General features: G+C 73.0%; 11 protein-coding genes. 7 read left to right on the top strand and 4 right to left on the bottom strand.

Annotated elements, in window-relative coordinates; translation table 11 throughout:
- Nucleotide 1 precedes the first annotated feature (1 nt).
- The 3 genes from G011_RS0109705 to G011_RS0109695 all read right to left on the bottom strand — a co-directional run bounded on the left by G011_RS0109705 (nt 2) and on the right by G011_RS0109695 (nt 4697).
- Complete coding sequence (locus G011_RS0109705; protein WP_019608290.1) at nt 2-433, bottom strand: SRPBCC family protein; 432 nt, start codon at nt 431-433, stop codon at nt 2-4.
- A 210-nt stretch (nt 434-643) separates the two neighbouring features.
- Entirely contained in the window at nt 644-3367 is a 2724-nt protein-coding gene (acnA, locus tag G011_RS0109700; RefSeq protein ID WP_019608289.1) for an aconitate hydratase AcnA, read from the bottom strand.
- A 394-nt stretch (nt 3368-3761) separates the two neighbouring features.
- Nucleotides 3762-4697: an LLM class F420-dependent oxidoreductase gene (locus G011_RS0109695; protein ID WP_019608288.1), complete on the bottom strand. Its 936-nt coding sequence runs from the start codon at nt 4695-4697 to the stop codon at nt 3762-3764.
- A 125-nt stretch (nt 4698-4822) separates the two neighbouring features.
- Here G011_RS0109695 and G011_RS0109690 point away from each other — a divergent pair, with 125 nt between their 5' ends.
- The 5 genes from G011_RS0109690 to G011_RS0109670 all read left to right on the top strand — a co-directional run bounded on the left by G011_RS0109690 (nt 4823) and on the right by G011_RS0109670 (nt 11184).
- Nucleotides 4823-5410 carry an RNA polymerase sigma factor gene (locus G011_RS0109690; RefSeq protein WP_019608287.1) on the top strand — a complete coding sequence of 196 codons (588 nt, stop codon included), beginning with the start codon at nt 4823-4825 and terminating at the stop codon, nt 5408-5410.
- Nucleotides 5407-6207, top strand: coding sequence for a hypothetical protein (locus tag G011_RS0109685; protein ID WP_019608286.1), 801 nt, complete (start codon nt 5407-5409; stop codon nt 6205-6207). Before G011_RS0109690 ends, G011_RS0109685 begins: the two co-directional genes overlap by 4 nt.
- Nucleotides 6204-7094: an ATP-binding cassette domain-containing protein gene (locus G011_RS0109680; RefSeq protein ID WP_019608285.1), complete on the top strand. Its 891-nt coding sequence runs from the start codon at nt 6204-6206 to the stop codon at nt 7092-7094. Before G011_RS0109685 ends, G011_RS0109680 begins: the two co-directional genes overlap by 4 nt.
- The gene (locus G011_RS0109675) at nt 7091-8722 is read left to right on the top strand and encodes a hypothetical protein (RefSeq protein WP_019608284.1); all 1632 of its coding nucleotides are present in this window, start codon (nt 7091-7093) and stop codon (nt 8720-8722) included. The genes G011_RS0109680 and G011_RS0109675 overlap by 4 nt, the downstream gene beginning before the upstream one ends.
- Before the next feature lie 104 nt (nt 8723-8826).
- On the top strand, nt 8827-11184 hold the full coding sequence (locus G011_RS0109670) for a M64 family metallopeptidase (protein ID WP_019608283.1): 2358 nt from the start codon (nt 8827-8829) through the stop codon (nt 11182-11184).
- 170 nt (nt 11185-11354) lie between these two features.
- On the opposite strand, the gene G011_RS0109665 is transcribed toward G011_RS0109670, so the two are convergent.
- Complete coding sequence (locus G011_RS0109665) at nt 11355-12641, bottom strand: class I SAM-dependent RNA methyltransferase (RefSeq protein WP_013153891.1); 1287 nt, start codon at nt 12639-12641, stop codon at nt 11355-11357.
- Nucleotides 12642-12858: 217 nt separating this feature from the next.
- Here G011_RS0109665 and G011_RS0109660 point away from each other — a divergent pair, with 217 nt between their 5' ends.
- Together G011_RS0109660 and G011_RS0109655 are read left to right on the top strand one after the other, a co-directional pair.
- A complete protein-coding gene (locus G011_RS0109660; protein ID WP_026338175.1) occupies nt 12859-13530 on the top strand; it encodes a TrkA family potassium uptake protein in 672 nt (223 codons plus the stop codon).
- Entirely contained in the window at nt 13523-14212 is a 690-nt protein-coding gene (locus G011_RS0109655; RefSeq protein ID WP_019608281.1) for a TrkA family potassium uptake protein, read from the top strand. Before G011_RS0109660 ends, G011_RS0109655 begins: the two co-directional genes overlap by 8 nt.

The following is a 14212-nucleotide window of genomic DNA, read 5'->3' as shown; positions in this document are numbered from 1 at the left end:
GTCAGCCGGTCGGGTTCTCCCGGCCGGGCTCGACGAAGGCCTTGAAGCGCTTCATGTCGCCCTTGGCGCGGGTCTTGACCAGCCCGAGCTTGTCCCCGAGCTGTTCGACCACGCCCTCCGGGACGGTCTTGAGCTGGAGGGTGATCCTGCTGCTGGTGTCGGACAGGCGGTGGAAGGTCACCACCCCCGCGTGGGTCGTGCCGTCCGTGGTCTTCCAGGCGATCCGCTCCCCGGGGACCTGTTCGGTGACCACGGCCTCGAACTCCCTCTTCTGGCCACCGATCTCGATGGTCCAGAGCATGTGCCCTTCACCGGTGCGGACGACCTTGTCGACCCCCTCCATGAAGGAGGGGAACTCCTCGAACCGCGTCCACTGGGCGTAGGCGGCGGTGACCGGGACGTCGACCTCCACCGTCTCGATGATCTCTGACATTGATCCGGTTCCTTCGCCGTAGGTTGCGTTCGTTCCCTACCCGTGCCGCTACCCGAGCCGACGCGGGCAAACCGCGATGGCTATACCTTTTCGTTACCTTCCGGAGGAGGGGAAGAACGCGAACGGGGCCGCCACCGTCCCTCGGACGGTGGCGGCCCCGCGAAGCCGCGTGGGGCGTCCGCGCACGGGTCCACCCGCGCGCGGACCCGCCTACTTGGCGATCAGCTGGCGCAGCACGTACTGCAGGATGCCGCCGTTGCGGTAGTAGTCGGCCTCACCGGGGGTGTCGATGCGCACCACGGCGTCGAACTCCACGCCGGTGTCGGTGCTGACCTTCACCGTGGCCGGGGTGACGCCCTCGTTCAGCTCGGTCACGCCGGTGATGGAGAAGGTCTCCTCGCCGGTCAGGCCGAGGGAGTCGGCGGACTGGCCCTCGGGGAACTGGAGGGGCAGGACGCCCATCCCGATCAGGTTCGAGCGGTGGATGCGCTCGTAGGACTCGGTGATGACCGCGCGCACGCCCAGCAGGCTGGTGCCCTTGGCCGCCCAGTCGCGCGAGGAGCCGGAACCGTACTCCTTGCCGCCCAGGACGACCAGCGGCGTACCCTGCTCGGCGTAGTTGCGCGCGGCGTCGTAGATGAACGACACCGGGCCCTCGGGCTGGGTGAAGTCGCGGGTGTAGCCGCCCTCAGTGCCCGGCGCGATCTGGTTGCGCAGGCGGATGTTGGCGAACGTGCCCCGGATCATCACCTCGTGGTTGCCGCGGCGCGAACCGTAGGAGTTGAAGTCGCGGCGCTCCACACCGTTGGCCTTGAGGTACTCGGCCGCGGGGGTGCCCGGCTTGATGGCGCCGGCCGGGGAGATGTGGTCGGTGGTGACCGAGTCGCCCAGCTTGGCCAGCACCCGGGCGCCGGTGATGTCGGTGACCGGGGCCGGGGTGGTCTCCATGCCCTCGAAGTAGGGGGGCTTGCGGACGTAGGTCGACTCGCCCTCCCACTCGAAGGTGTTGCCCGTCGGGGTGGGCAGCGAGCGCCAGCGCTCGTCGCCGGCGAACACGTCCGAGTACGCGGACTCGTACATGTCCGAGGCGATCGCGGAGTCCATGACCTGCTGGATCTCCTCGGCGCTGGGCCAGATGTCGGCCAGGAAGACGGGCTCGCCGTCCTTGTCGATGCCCAGCGGCTCCGTGGTGATGTCCACGTCCAGCGACCCGGCCAGCGCGTAGGCGACCACCAGCGGCGGCGAGGCCAGGTAGTTCATCTTCACGTCCGGGTTGATCCGGCCCTCGAAGTTGCGGTTGCCGGACAGGACCGCGGTGACGGCCAGGTCGTTGTCCTGGACGGCCTGGGAGATCTCCTCCGGCAGCGGGCCGGAGTTGCCGATGCAGGTGGTGCAGCCGTAGCCGACCAGGTTGAAGCCCAGCTTGTCCAGGTACGGGGTCAGGCCGGAGCGCTCGTAGTAGTCGGTGACGACCTTGGAGCCCGGGGCCATGGAGGTCTTGACCCACGGCTTGCGGGTCAGGCCCTTCTCCACCGCCTTCTTGGCCAGCAGGGCGGCGCCCAGCATGACCGAGGGGTTGGAGGTGTTGGTGCAGGAGGTGATCGCGGCGATCACCACGGCGCCGTGGTCGATCTCGGTCTCGGTGCCGTCGGCCATGGTGACCTTGACGGCCTTGTGCGGACGGGCGCCGTTGGCGGTCTGGGACGGGGCGTCCGAGGCCGGGAAGGACTCCTCGCCCGCCTCGTCGGTGCTGTCCTCGACGTAGTTGCGCACGTCGTGGCGCCAGGTGCTCTTGGCCTCCGACAGCGCGATGCGGTCCTGCGGGCGCTTGGGGCCGGCGATGGAGGGGACCACCTCGGCCAGGTCGAGCTCCAGGTACTCGGAGAACTCGGGCTCGTTGGCCGGGTCGTGCCAGAAGCCGTTGGCCTTGGCGTAGGCCTCGGTCAGGGCCACCTGCTGCTCGGAGCGGCCGGTCAGCTTCATGTACCGGATGGTCTCGTCGTCGATCGGGAAGATCGCGGCGGTGGAGCCGAACTCCGGGCTCATGTTGCCGATGGTGGCGCGGTTGGCCAGCGGCACGGAGGCCACGCCCTCGCCGTAGAACTCGACGAACTTGCCGACCACGCCGTGCTGGCGCAGCATCTCGGTGATGGTGAGCACCAGGTCGGTGGCGGTGGTGCCGGGCTGGAGCTCACCGGTCAGCTTGAAGCCGACCACGCGCGGGATGAGCATGGAGATCGGCTGGCCGAGCATGGCGGCCTCGGCCTCGATGCCGCCCACGCCCCAGCCCAGGATGCCCAGGCCGTTCTGCATGGTGGTGTGCGAGTCGGTGCCGACGCAGGTGTCGGGGTAGGCCTGGCCGCCGCGGCTCATGGTGACGCGCGCCAGGTGCTCGATGTTGGCCTGGTGCACGATGCCGGTGCCGGGCGGGACGACCTTGAACTCGTCGAAGGCGGTCTGGCCCCAGCGCAGGAACTTGTAGCGCTCGTAGTTGCGCTCGTACTCGATCTCGACGTTGCGCTCGAAGGCGTCGGGGCGGCCGAAGAGGTCGACGACGACGGAGTGGTCGATCACCAGCTCGGCGGGGGCGAGCGGGTTGATCTTGTCCGGGTCGCCGCCCATGTCGCGCACGGCCTCGCGCATGGTGGCGAGGTCGACGACGCAGGGGACGCCGGTGAAGTCCTGCATGATCACCCGCGCGGGGGTGAACTGGATCTCCTGGTTGGGCTGGGCCTTGGGGTCCCAGCCGCCCAGGGCCCGGATGTGGTCGGCGGTGACGTTCGCACCGTCCTCGGTGCGCAGGAGGTTCTCCAGCAGCACCTTCAGGCTGTAGGGAAGCCGCCTGGAGCCCTCCACGGCCTCCAGACGGAAGATCTCGTACGACTCGTCGCCAACGCGCAACGTGTCACGGGCGCCGAAGCTGTTCGCGGACACGGTGTCTGCCTCCTGATCTCGCCACTTACGTTCCCAGCATCCTCCCCCATGGGGCGGACGCGGGACCTGTTGAGGCCGCCCTGACCGGTTGCCGGGGGCGAAGGGCCGCGGGGGTGACCTCCGCCTGCCTCCCGGCCTCCGTCAGGCCCGCCGTGGCCTGCGGCGACACCACTCGCCACCGGCCGGGCGGCCCACTGGTAGCGGGCGCCCACGTTGTCCGGACCGGGTGCGCTCAAGCGGTCAACTTCACACACCCGAACCGGGAGCGGGCCGAGGGGAACCCCGCTGTTATCTTGATGTCAAGGTATCTAACTTGTATCTCGATATCAAGTTATCGGGCGGCCGCCAACGGTGTGCGACCGCCCCCCGACTGAACCCCTTTCGGGGCTTCGGATCAGTCCAGCTGCGGCGCGACCTGCGAGGCCACCAGCTCCAGGTGGTCCAGGTCGGACATGTCCAGCATCTGGAGGTACATGCGCTCGGCGCCCGCCTCGGCGAAGCGGCCGATCTTGTCCACCAGCTCGTCGGGGGTGCCCGCCAGGCCGTTCTCCCGCAGCTCGGGGACCTCGCGGCCGATCCGCTCGGCCCGCCGGGCCACCTCGGCCTCGTCCTTGCCCACGCAGAGCACCTGCGCGGCGGAGTAGACCATCGGCGCGCTGCGCCCCGAGGCCCGCACCGCGGCCCGGGTCCGCTCGAAGGCGGCCGAGGTGTCCTCGATCGAGTTGAAGGGCACGTTGTACTCGTCGGCGTACTTGGCGGCCAGGCGCGGCGTGCGCTTGGGGCCGGTGCCGCCGATCAGCACCGGCGGACGCGGGCCCTGCTGCGGCTTGGGCAGCGCGGGCCCCTCCGCCAGACGGTAGTGCTCGCCCTCGTAGCGGAAGGTCTCCCCCACCGGGGTCGACCACAGGCCGGTGATGATGTCCAGCTGCTCCTCGTAGCGGTCGAAGCGCTCACGGGCGGTGGCGGGGAAGGGGATCCCGTAGACCGCGTGCTCCTCCTCGAACCAGCCCGAGCCGAAGCCGAACTCCACCCGGCCGTCGCTCATGCGGTCGACCTGGGCGACGGAGATCGCCAGGGGCGCGGGGTGACGGAAGGTCGCCGCGGTCATCAGTGTGCCCAGGCGGATGCGGGAGGTGTCCCGGGCGAGCCCGGCGAGAGTGATCCAGGCGTCGGTGGGCCCGGGGAGGCCGCTGACGTGATCCCCCATGTGCAGATAGTGGTCGGACCTGAACAGCGCGTCGAAACCCAGGTCCTCGACGGCCCTGGCGACGGTGAGCTGGTCCTCGTAGGTGGCCCCCTGTTGGGGCTCAAGGAAGATCCTCAGACGCATAAGCCCCATTTTCTCCCACGCCGCGGACCAGACCGGAACCGCCGCGCGGTTACCGTGGAAAAGGCGCGTCCGCGCCCCGCCCGTCCGCCGAACCGAAGCGCCCGCCTTCCGCGATAGTCCCTCCTGTGAAGCTGCTCCGCCGCGCGCGCCGCCGCGCGCCCTCCTACGACCCGGACAGCACCGACCCGGTGCTGCTGGCCGCCGTCGCCGCGGGCGAGACCCGCGCGCTGGAGTTCCTGCACCGCAGGCACGCCACCTGGCTGCGGGCCCGGCTGCGCTACCGGTGCTCCGACCCCGACCAGCTCGACGCCGCCCTCCAGGAGACCTTCCTGGCCGTGTGGAGGAACGCGGGTTCCTTCACCCCCCGCCCCGGCGACACCGACGCCGGAGCCTGGCTGTGGACCATCGCGATCCGCCAGCTCATCTCCCAGCTGCGCAAACGCGCCAACCGCTGGATCGCCGACAGCGACAGCGAACCCTACGAGACCATCGGCGACGCCTCCGCCGAGGACACCGTGCTGCTCAACATCGAGCACGGCCCGTTGGGCGCCGCCCTGCACTCCCTCTCCCCGGAACTGCGCTCGGCCATCCAGGCCACCGTGCTGGACGGGCTCACCGTCCGGGAGGCGGCGCAGATCCTCCAGATCCCCGAGGGAACCGTCAAGACACGGGTCATGCGCGCCAAGGCGCGGCTACGGGAGGCACTGACATGAGCTGGCACCTGACCCCTGCCCAGGCACACGAGTACGCCCACCACCGCTCCGACGACGTCACCGCCATGTCCGTGGAGGCACACATCACCCACTGCGCGCCCTGCCGCGACCTGCTGCCCGCCGACGAGCCCTGGCTGGCCCGGAGCTGGGAGGACCTGCGCGACGTCGTGGACCGCCCCCGGCGCGGGCCCGTCGAGTCCCTGCTGTCCTCGCTGGGGCTGGGCGAGGGCACCGCCAAGCTGCTGGCCGCCACCCCCTCCCTGTACCGGGCCTGGCTGCTGGCCACGGTCGTGGTGCTGACGGCCGCCCTGCTGGCCGCCCACCACCTGCCGCACGGCTCGCTGATGTTCACCTTCACCGCCCCGGTGGTGCCCCTGGCCGGGGTGGCCCTGGCCTACGGGCGCGGGGTGGACCCCGCCCACTCGCTGACCTCGGTCACGCCGCTGGCGGGCCAGCGGCTGCTGTTCCTGCGCACCTGCGCGGTGCTGGTGCCCGCGCTGACCCTGTGCATGTCGGCGGCGCTGCTGCTGCCCCACGCGCACACCCCGTGGAAGGCGGTGTTCTGGCTGCTGCCCGCCCTCACCCTGGTGGCCGGGTCCCTCGTTCTCAGCCGCTGGATGCACCTGGGCGCGGCCAGCGCCGCGGTGGGGCTGCTGTGGCTGGTCGCCCTGGGCGTCCTGACCGCCTCCGAGGACGCCACGCCCCTGCACCTGCTCGCGCCCCAGGCCCAGGTGTGGTGGGCGGGCGCGCTCACCGCCCTGCTCGGCGCGCTCCTGCTGCGGGTGAGGACGGCGTGAGCACGACGACCGCACGGGCCGCCGTCAGCGTCCGCGGGCTGGGGCACCGCTACGGCACCCGCACCGCCCTGGCCGGGATCGACCTGGACCTGGGTCCCGGCGTGACCGGGCTGCTGGGGCGCAACGGCGCGGGCAAGACCACCCTGCTGCGCTGCCTGGCCACCGACCTGGAGGCCGACGACGGAGAACTGCGCGTGCTCGGACACGACCCCGCGCGGGCCGCCGAGCGCACCGAGATCCGCCGCCACCTGGGCTACCTGCCGCAGAACCCCGAGTTCTACCCGTACTTCACCGCGTTCGGCCTGCTGGACTACATGGCGGTGCTCAAGGAACTGGGCGGACGCCGCGCCCGCCACGACGAGGTGCGCCGGGTCCTGGAACGGGTCGGTCTCCACGACCGCCGCCACAGCCGGGTCCGGCGCCTGTCCGGCGGTATGCGCCAGCGGCTGGGCCTGGCCTCGGCCCTGCTCGGCGACCCCCGGGTGCTGCTGCTGGACGAGCCGACCATCGGCCTGGACCCCGAGCAGCGCATCCGGTTCCGCGGCCTGGTCTCGGAGCTGGCCGTGCGCAGCACCGTGGTGCTCTCCACCCACCAGATCGAGGACGTGGCCGCCCTGTGCCAGCGCGTGGTGTGCCTGGACGCGGGCCGGGTGATCTTCGACGGGACCCCCCGCGCGCTGGTGGACGGGGCGCGCGGGCACGTGTGGGAGCGCGACGGCCGCCCCGGCCGGGAGTACACCGCCTGGCGCCTGGCCGACGGGCGCTACCGGGTACTCACCCCCGCGGGCGGCGCCGCGCCCGGCCCCTCCGAGGGGCTGGAGCCGGTCGAACCCAGCCTGGAGGACGCCTACCTGCTGCTCACCGGCGTGGAACGGGGCGACCGGTGAACCCCGTCCGGCACGCGGTCGGCGCCGGACCCGCGCGGGGGGCGCCCACCGGTCAGGAGGCCGCGACCCCGGACTCCAGCGCCTCCCGGACACGCTCCGCACGAAGGCGCGCCGCCCGGAGCACGGCAACGTTCGCCCGCCTGACCTGGTTCAACGCCTTCCGCCTGGCCCGCAACCCGTTCGTGCTCCCGGGCTCCCTGGTGGGCATGTACCTGCTCGTGTCCCCGGACTGGGCGAGCGCGACGGCCACCCTGGAGCACTGGTACACCAACGCCAACGCCGCCGCGACGGCCGTGGGCGCGGTGCTCTTCGCCGCGGTCGCCTTCCCCGCCATGCGCGAGGCCCGCTACTGCCCGCGCCTGGTCTCCCCGCTGGGCCGAACGGGACGGCTGCTGTCCCTGATGGCGGCGTCCTCACTGGTCGGCACGGTGCTGGTCGTGCTGTGGGCCGGGCTGGACCGCTGGCTGTCCCCTCCCCTGCTGGGCACGCTGAGCCCGTCCGCCTACCCGGCGCCCCTCCTGCTGGCGGCCGCGGGCCCGCTGCTGTCCATCGCCCTGGTGGCGTGGACCCGCTCCTACCTGCCGCTGGTCGTGACCCTGCTGGCCCTGCCCGCCTACTGGCTGTACGGCGTCTCGGCGGTGGACGCCAACCTGTCGAGCGCCGTGCTCCGGGTGGAGTGGGCGGCCCGCGTCGCCCTCGACCCCTTCAACGTGAGCGCCCCCTCCGTCACGGACGTGACCACCGTCTATCTGGTCTACTCGGCGCTGGTCGTGGCCCTCCTGGCCGTCCTGGCCGTGGCCGCGCGGGGCCGCCGTGTCCACCGGGCGGCCTGCCTGGGCGCGGCCGCCGTGCTGCTGGCCGCCACCGTCGGCACCGTCGTCCACGGCCGCCAGACCCAGCCGCTGTACGCCCCCATCCCCGACAGCCGGGTGTACGGCGCGCAGGGACCGCCCTGTCAGACCAGGGAGGGCGTCACCTACTGCCCCCTGCCCGGCTTCGAACCGTGGGTGGAGCGCTGGCACGGCGCCCTGGGCCCGGCCATGGACCTGCTGCCCGAGGTCCCGCGCGAGCGCATGCCCGTGGTGTGGCAGGAGAGCTTCTCCTACCACCGGGAGCTGGACGTGCCCCGGGACCGGGACGTGGTGGTCCACGCGTACACGGGCGACTGGGACCACTACTGGCAGACCGCGATGGTGGGCGAGGCCGCCCGGGTGGTCCTGGGCCTGTCCGACCCCTACGAGACCGAATGCCTGGGCACCGGGCAGGCGCGCGTGCTGCTGGCGGCGTGGCTGGCCGCCGGCGTGGAGGGCCTGTCCCGCTACGACACCCTGGACACGCTGGCCGCGAACCTGTACGCCTACCAGCCCTCCCCGGTGGACCTGGAGCTCTCCCTGGCCATGGCCGACCTGCCCGAGGAGCGGGTGAGCCGGGTCCTGGAGCGGAACTGGGAGAGGCTGACCGACCCGCGCACGACCAGCCTGGAGCTGGCGCGGCTGCTGGACACGCCGCTGCGGGAGTCCTCCACCGAACCCGCCGGGCCCGGGGACTGGCAGCGGCTCTACCCCCAGCACCAGTACCACACCCATGAGGAGGACCCGGGGTGGTACGCCCGGCCCGTGTGCGGCTGAACCGCGACCGGGTTATCGAAACACCTATGCCCCGCGCTCTGGATCGGCCCCGTCCGCCTCCCTAGGCTTCCGGGCACGTCGCACCAGAAACGAGGCCACTCCCCGTGCGCAGAACCACGGCGGCGCTCGCCGCCCTCCCCCTCCTGACCGCGGTCCTGACCCCCGCCGCACCCGTGGCGGCCGAGACCTCCCCCTCCGAGGCCCGGGTGGTGCCGATCCAGGTCACCGGCGCCCCCTCCGAACGCTTCAACCTGGTCATCCTCGGCGACGGCTACACCGAGGAGGAGATGCCGCTCTTCCGCGAGCAGCTCGACCAGCACCTCAACGTGCAGTGGAGCATCGAGCCCTTCCGCACCTACCGCAACTACCTCAACGTGTACGCGGTGCAGACGCCCTCGGCCGAGTCGGGCGTGGACTGCGACCCGGCCCGTGAGGACCAGGAGCGCGACACCGCCTTGGACATGGGCTTCTTCAACGGCTGCGACCCCGAAGCCCTGGAGCGGCTGCTGACCGTGGACGAGGAGGCCGCCGAGGCCGCGGCCGACCTGGTGCCCGGGGTGAGCGCGGACAACCGGCAGATCCTGGCCCTGGCCAACAGCGGCACCTACGGGGGACGCGGCGGCGCCACCGCCACCGCCTCCTCGGGCAACGCCCTGTCCGCGCTGATCAGCCCGCACGAGCTCGGGCACTCCCTGGGAGAGCTCCAGGACGAGTACCCCTACTACTTCCGCGACACGAGCCTGGGCCGCTACACCGGAGGGGAACCCGACTCGGCCCACCACACCCTGATGTCGTCGCGGGAGATGCTCGACCGGCGGGAGAAGTGGTGGCGCTGGCTCGGTGAGGAGAGCGAGGCGGGCGGGACCATCGGCGCCGCCGACCCCGACGGCCACGAGGGCGGGCTGTACCACTCCGAGGGCGTGTGGCGCCCCAGCGAGCACTCCATGCTCAAGTCGCTGGGCTACTACTTCGACCAGGTCGCCCGGGAGGTGATGGTCCAGCGGATCTCCGGCCTGCGCGACCGGGGCGAGATGCCGGTGTCCTCCACCCCCGAGGGCGAGGTGGGGCCCGAGGACGCCGTGTGGGTGGAGGGCCCCCACCCCGTCTTCCACGAACTGGAGTACACCTGGTCGGTCGACGGCGAGGAACTGCCCGAGGCGGCGGGCTCGCGCGCCCTGGACCTGTCCGGGCTCGACCTCGGCGAGGGGGCGAAGGTGAGCGTCCGGGTGCAGGACCCCACCGGTTTCGTCCGCGATCCGCTCATCCGCGAGTCCGCCGCCCTGACGCAGACGCGCTCCTGGCCCGTCGGGGAACCGCTGCCCGCGGACGCGGGGACCGTGGAGTTCACCCGCTTCCGCGACACCGCGCGCGCCGTCGGCGGCGACGAGGTGGTCTACGCCGAGACCTCCCGCCCCACCGACCGGGTGCTGGACGTGGCCTGGACCCTGGACGGGCGTGAGGTGTCCACCTCCGCCGACGGGCGCACCCTGGACCTGGGCGAGGTCGCCCCCGGCGCGGGCACGCACACGCTGACCGCCACGGTCACCGACCCGGCCGCCCCGGGCGGGGACTCCCAGACCCTGGTCTGGACGGTGGACAACACCGCTCCCACCGCGCCGCGCGAGCTGTCCGAGCCCGCCGCCACCGCCGGGGAGGACCACCACATCCACCTCAACGCGTTCTCCATGCGGCTCTCACCGCGCGACGACGGCGAGGGCCACGTCGTCGGGGAGTTCCGCGTCGACGGCGACGGCTGGCACCACTACTACGGCTGGCCCGACGACCCCGGGGCGCCGTTCAGGTTCACCCCGGACGGCACCAACGTCGACGACCTCGTCTACGGAAGCCTGGGCAGCGGCGGGCTGTCCACGGCGGTGTTCGAGGTCGACGGACACGAACCGGGCTGGGGGACGCACACGGTGGAGCACCGCGCCATCGACGCGGCGGGCAACACCGGCTCCCCCGACTCCTTCCGCGCGACCGTCGTCCCCGCGGCCGACCCCGAGTGCACCGAGACCGTCACCGGAACGGTCCGGGGCGGCCTGGACGTGGACTCGGGCGTGATCTGCCTCGACGGGGCCGTGGTGAGCGGCGGCGTGGACGTGGCCGCGGGCGCCTCGCTCGTCGTGGACGGCGGGTCGCTGCGGGGCGGGCTGAACGCCGACGGCGCCCACACCGTCCGGCTCACCGACACCGAGGTCCACGGCGCGGTGCGCGTCAGCGGGACCACCTCGGAGGTGATGGTCCTGGGCTCGGAGCTGACGGGTTCGCTGGCCCTGCACGGCAACACCCAGGTCCCGTCCCCGACCTGGACCGGGGACCCCGGGGGCTACGGCCCGGTCCTGGCGGGCAACAGCGTCCGGGGCTCTCTGTCCTGTACCGGCAACAGCCCGGCGATCGCCGACTTCGGCGCCGCCAACGACGTCACGGGCTCGGCCGCAGGGCAGTGCGCGCACCTGTGACCGGCCGTGCCGCCGGGGCGTGAGGCCCCCGCCTCACGCCCCGGCGGTCCCCCGTGGACTCCGCCACCGCACGGCCCCGGGACCGGCTGCCGGTCCCGGCCGCGGTGCCGGTCCGCGCCGTGCCCGCTCCGGGCCCGGCGGTCCGGGAGGGACGGCCCCGGGGGTCGCGGTCAGCCCTCCCGGTGACGACGGGCCGGGTGGACCGGCTCCAGCACCGCCAGGCACTCCACGTGATGGGTCATCGGGAAGGCGTCGAACGCGCGGAGGTCCACCAGACGGTAGTCGGCCCGCTCGAACGAGGCCAGGTCGCGGGCGAGCGTGGCGGGGTCGCACGAGACGTAGGCCACCCTGCGGGGGCGCGTCCCGGTCAGGGAGCGCACCACCTCGGCGCCCGCACCGGCCCTGGGCGGGTCCAGCACGACCACGTCGGCGCGCACGTCCGCCCACTCGCGCAGTTGGGCGGCCACGTCGCCCTGCTCGACGCGGACCTGCTCCATGTCCTTGAGGTTGTACCGGGCGTCGCGTACGGCCTCGGCGCCGCTCTCCACGCCCATGGCGCGGCCCTCGGGGCCCACGGCGGCGGCCAGCGCGCCGGTGAACAGCCCCGCCCCGCAGTACAGGTCCAGGGCGGTCTCGCCGGGCTTGGGCTCCAGGGCGTCCAGGACGGCGGCGGTGAGCACCTCGGCGGCGGCCGGGTGCACCTGCCAGAAGCCGCCCGCGCTGACGCGGTACTCGCGGCCGTCGACCTTCTCGCGCACGCCCCTGCGACCGCGCACCTGCTGGACGCGGCCGCCCTTGAACCGGCGCAGCACCGCGCTGGAGGTACCCAGTTCGGGCAGGGAGTCCAGCCTGGCCCCGGTCGGGGTGACGACCACGGCGCGGTCGGCGCAGGCGGCCGAGGCGACCGCCTCCACGTCGCGGACGCCCTCCCACGTGACGTCGGTCACCCCGAGCTCGGTCACGCCGGGGTGGGCGATGAGGCAGCGCTCGACGGGCTCGATGTCGTGGGAGCGGTGGCGGCGCAGTCCGGCGCGGCCGCCGGAGTCCACGGCGAAGCGCACGCGGGTGCGCCAGCCCAGGCCGTCGGGGGTGCCGGGCAGCTCCTCCACCTCGACCCGGCGGTCGATCCCGGCGATGCGCCGCAGCTGGTCGGCGACGACCTTGCCCTTGAGGGCCCGCTGGGCCTCCGGGGCGGCGTGCTGCCAGTCGCAGCCTCCGCACTTGCCGGGCCCGGCGGCCGGGCAGGGGGCCTGGACGCGGTCCGGGGAGGCCTGGAGGACCTCGACGGCGTCGCCCCTCATGAAGCGGGAGGTCTGCTCGGTGACGCGGACGCGGACCCGCTCGCCGGGCAGGGCGTGGCGGACGAAGACCACCTGGTCCTCGTGGCGCCCCACGCACCAGCCCCCGTGCGCGACGTCGTCCACGGTCAGCTCGAAATCCTGTCCCACACGGTTCATGGCGGTCGTCCTCAGAGATGGTCGGGTCACGTGACGGGTGACCCTGCGCGCACAGCCACCAACCGTTCCCAATCTACCTGCCGGAACCCGCCTCCCGGACGGGCCCGTGGACGGCCGGGGCGACCGAGCGTGTCGGCCGCGTCTGTGCCAAGGTGTCACTGTGCGCACGCGTAACCACGGCGTGCGCGGCGGCTATCTCGACGGGAGTGCGGGCGAGGTGCACATCGTGATCATGGGGTGCGGACGGGTGGGGTCCACCCTCGCGCACACCCTGGTTGACCTGGGGCACACGGTGGCGGTGATCGACCGGGACCCCGAGGCGTTCCGGCGTCTGCGCGGCTCCGTGGCCAAGCACGCGGTCCGGGGGCAGGGCCACGACCGGGAGGTCCTGCTCGCCGCCGGGATCGACCGCGCGGGGGCCTTCGCCGCGGTCAGCAACGGGGACAACTCCAACATCATCTCGGCGCGGGTGGCCCGCGAGGCGTTCGGCGTGGACAACGTGGTCGCGCGGATCTACGACCCCCGCCGGGCCGAGGTCTACCAGCGTCTGGGCATCCCCACGGTGGCGACCGTGCGCTGGACGGCCGACGCGGTCCTGCGCCGGATGGTGCCGGGCGACGGGCGGCTCACCGCCGGACCGGAGTGGCAGGACGCGTCCGGGACCCTGGCCATGAACGAGATGAACCTGCCGCGGGGGTGGGCCGGCCGCCGCGTCGCCGACCTGGAGGAGCGGGCGCCGGTGCGGGTGGTCTACCTGACCCGTGCGGGCCGGATCCTCCTGGCCGGATCGGGTGAGCTCCTGGAGGAGGGCGACGTCCTGCACGTGGTCGCCCGCGGCCGCGACCTGGACGGACTGCGGCTGGACGACGACGAGACGGAGCGTGGGTGAGATGCGGATCGCCATCGCGGGAGCCGGGAGCGTGGGACGCTCCATCGCCACGGAGCTGGCGGGCAGCGGCCACGACGTACTGCTGATCGACCGGGACACCCGCGCCATCGGCGTGGACGACCTCCCCCAGGTGGAGTGGCTGCTGGCCGACGCCTGCGAGCTGGCCACGCTGGAGGACGCCCGCCTGGAGGACTTCGACGTGGTGGTCGCGGCCAGCAGCGACGACAAGGTCAACCTGGTGGTGTCCCTGCTGTCCAAGACCGAGTTCGGGGTGGACCGGGTGATCGCCCGCATCAACGACCCCGACAACGAGTGGCTGTTCAACGAGTCCTGGGGCGTGGACCTGGCGGTCTCCCCGCCGCGGCTGATCGCCGACCTGGTCGAGGGGGTCCCCGAGGAGGAGCCGGGCGGGGAGGACTCCCTGCCCCCGCTGCCGGGGGCCGAGATCGCCGAGTCGGTGCTGCACGCCGAGAGCCCGTTCGCGGGCGGGCCGGAGGGCGCGCTGGCGGAGTCGCTGCCCGAGGGGGTGGCGCTGGTGGCGGTGGTGGGCCCCGGCGGGGTGCGCCCGCCGGACCCCGATCGGACCCTGTCGGTGGGCGACACCGTGGTGTTCCTGGCCGAGCCCGAGGTCCTGGGCGCCCTGGAGTCCCTGCTGGGCTCGGCGGACGACCCCGGCCTCTAG

Source organism: Nocardiopsis sp. CNS-639 (assembly GCF_000381685.1).
In the GTDB taxonomy this organism is placed as follows: domain Bacteria; phylum Actinomycetota; class Actinomycetes; order Streptosporangiales; family Streptosporangiaceae; genus Nocardiopsis; species Nocardiopsis dassonvillei.
This window is presented reverse-complemented; position numbering and strand designations above follow the sequence as displayed.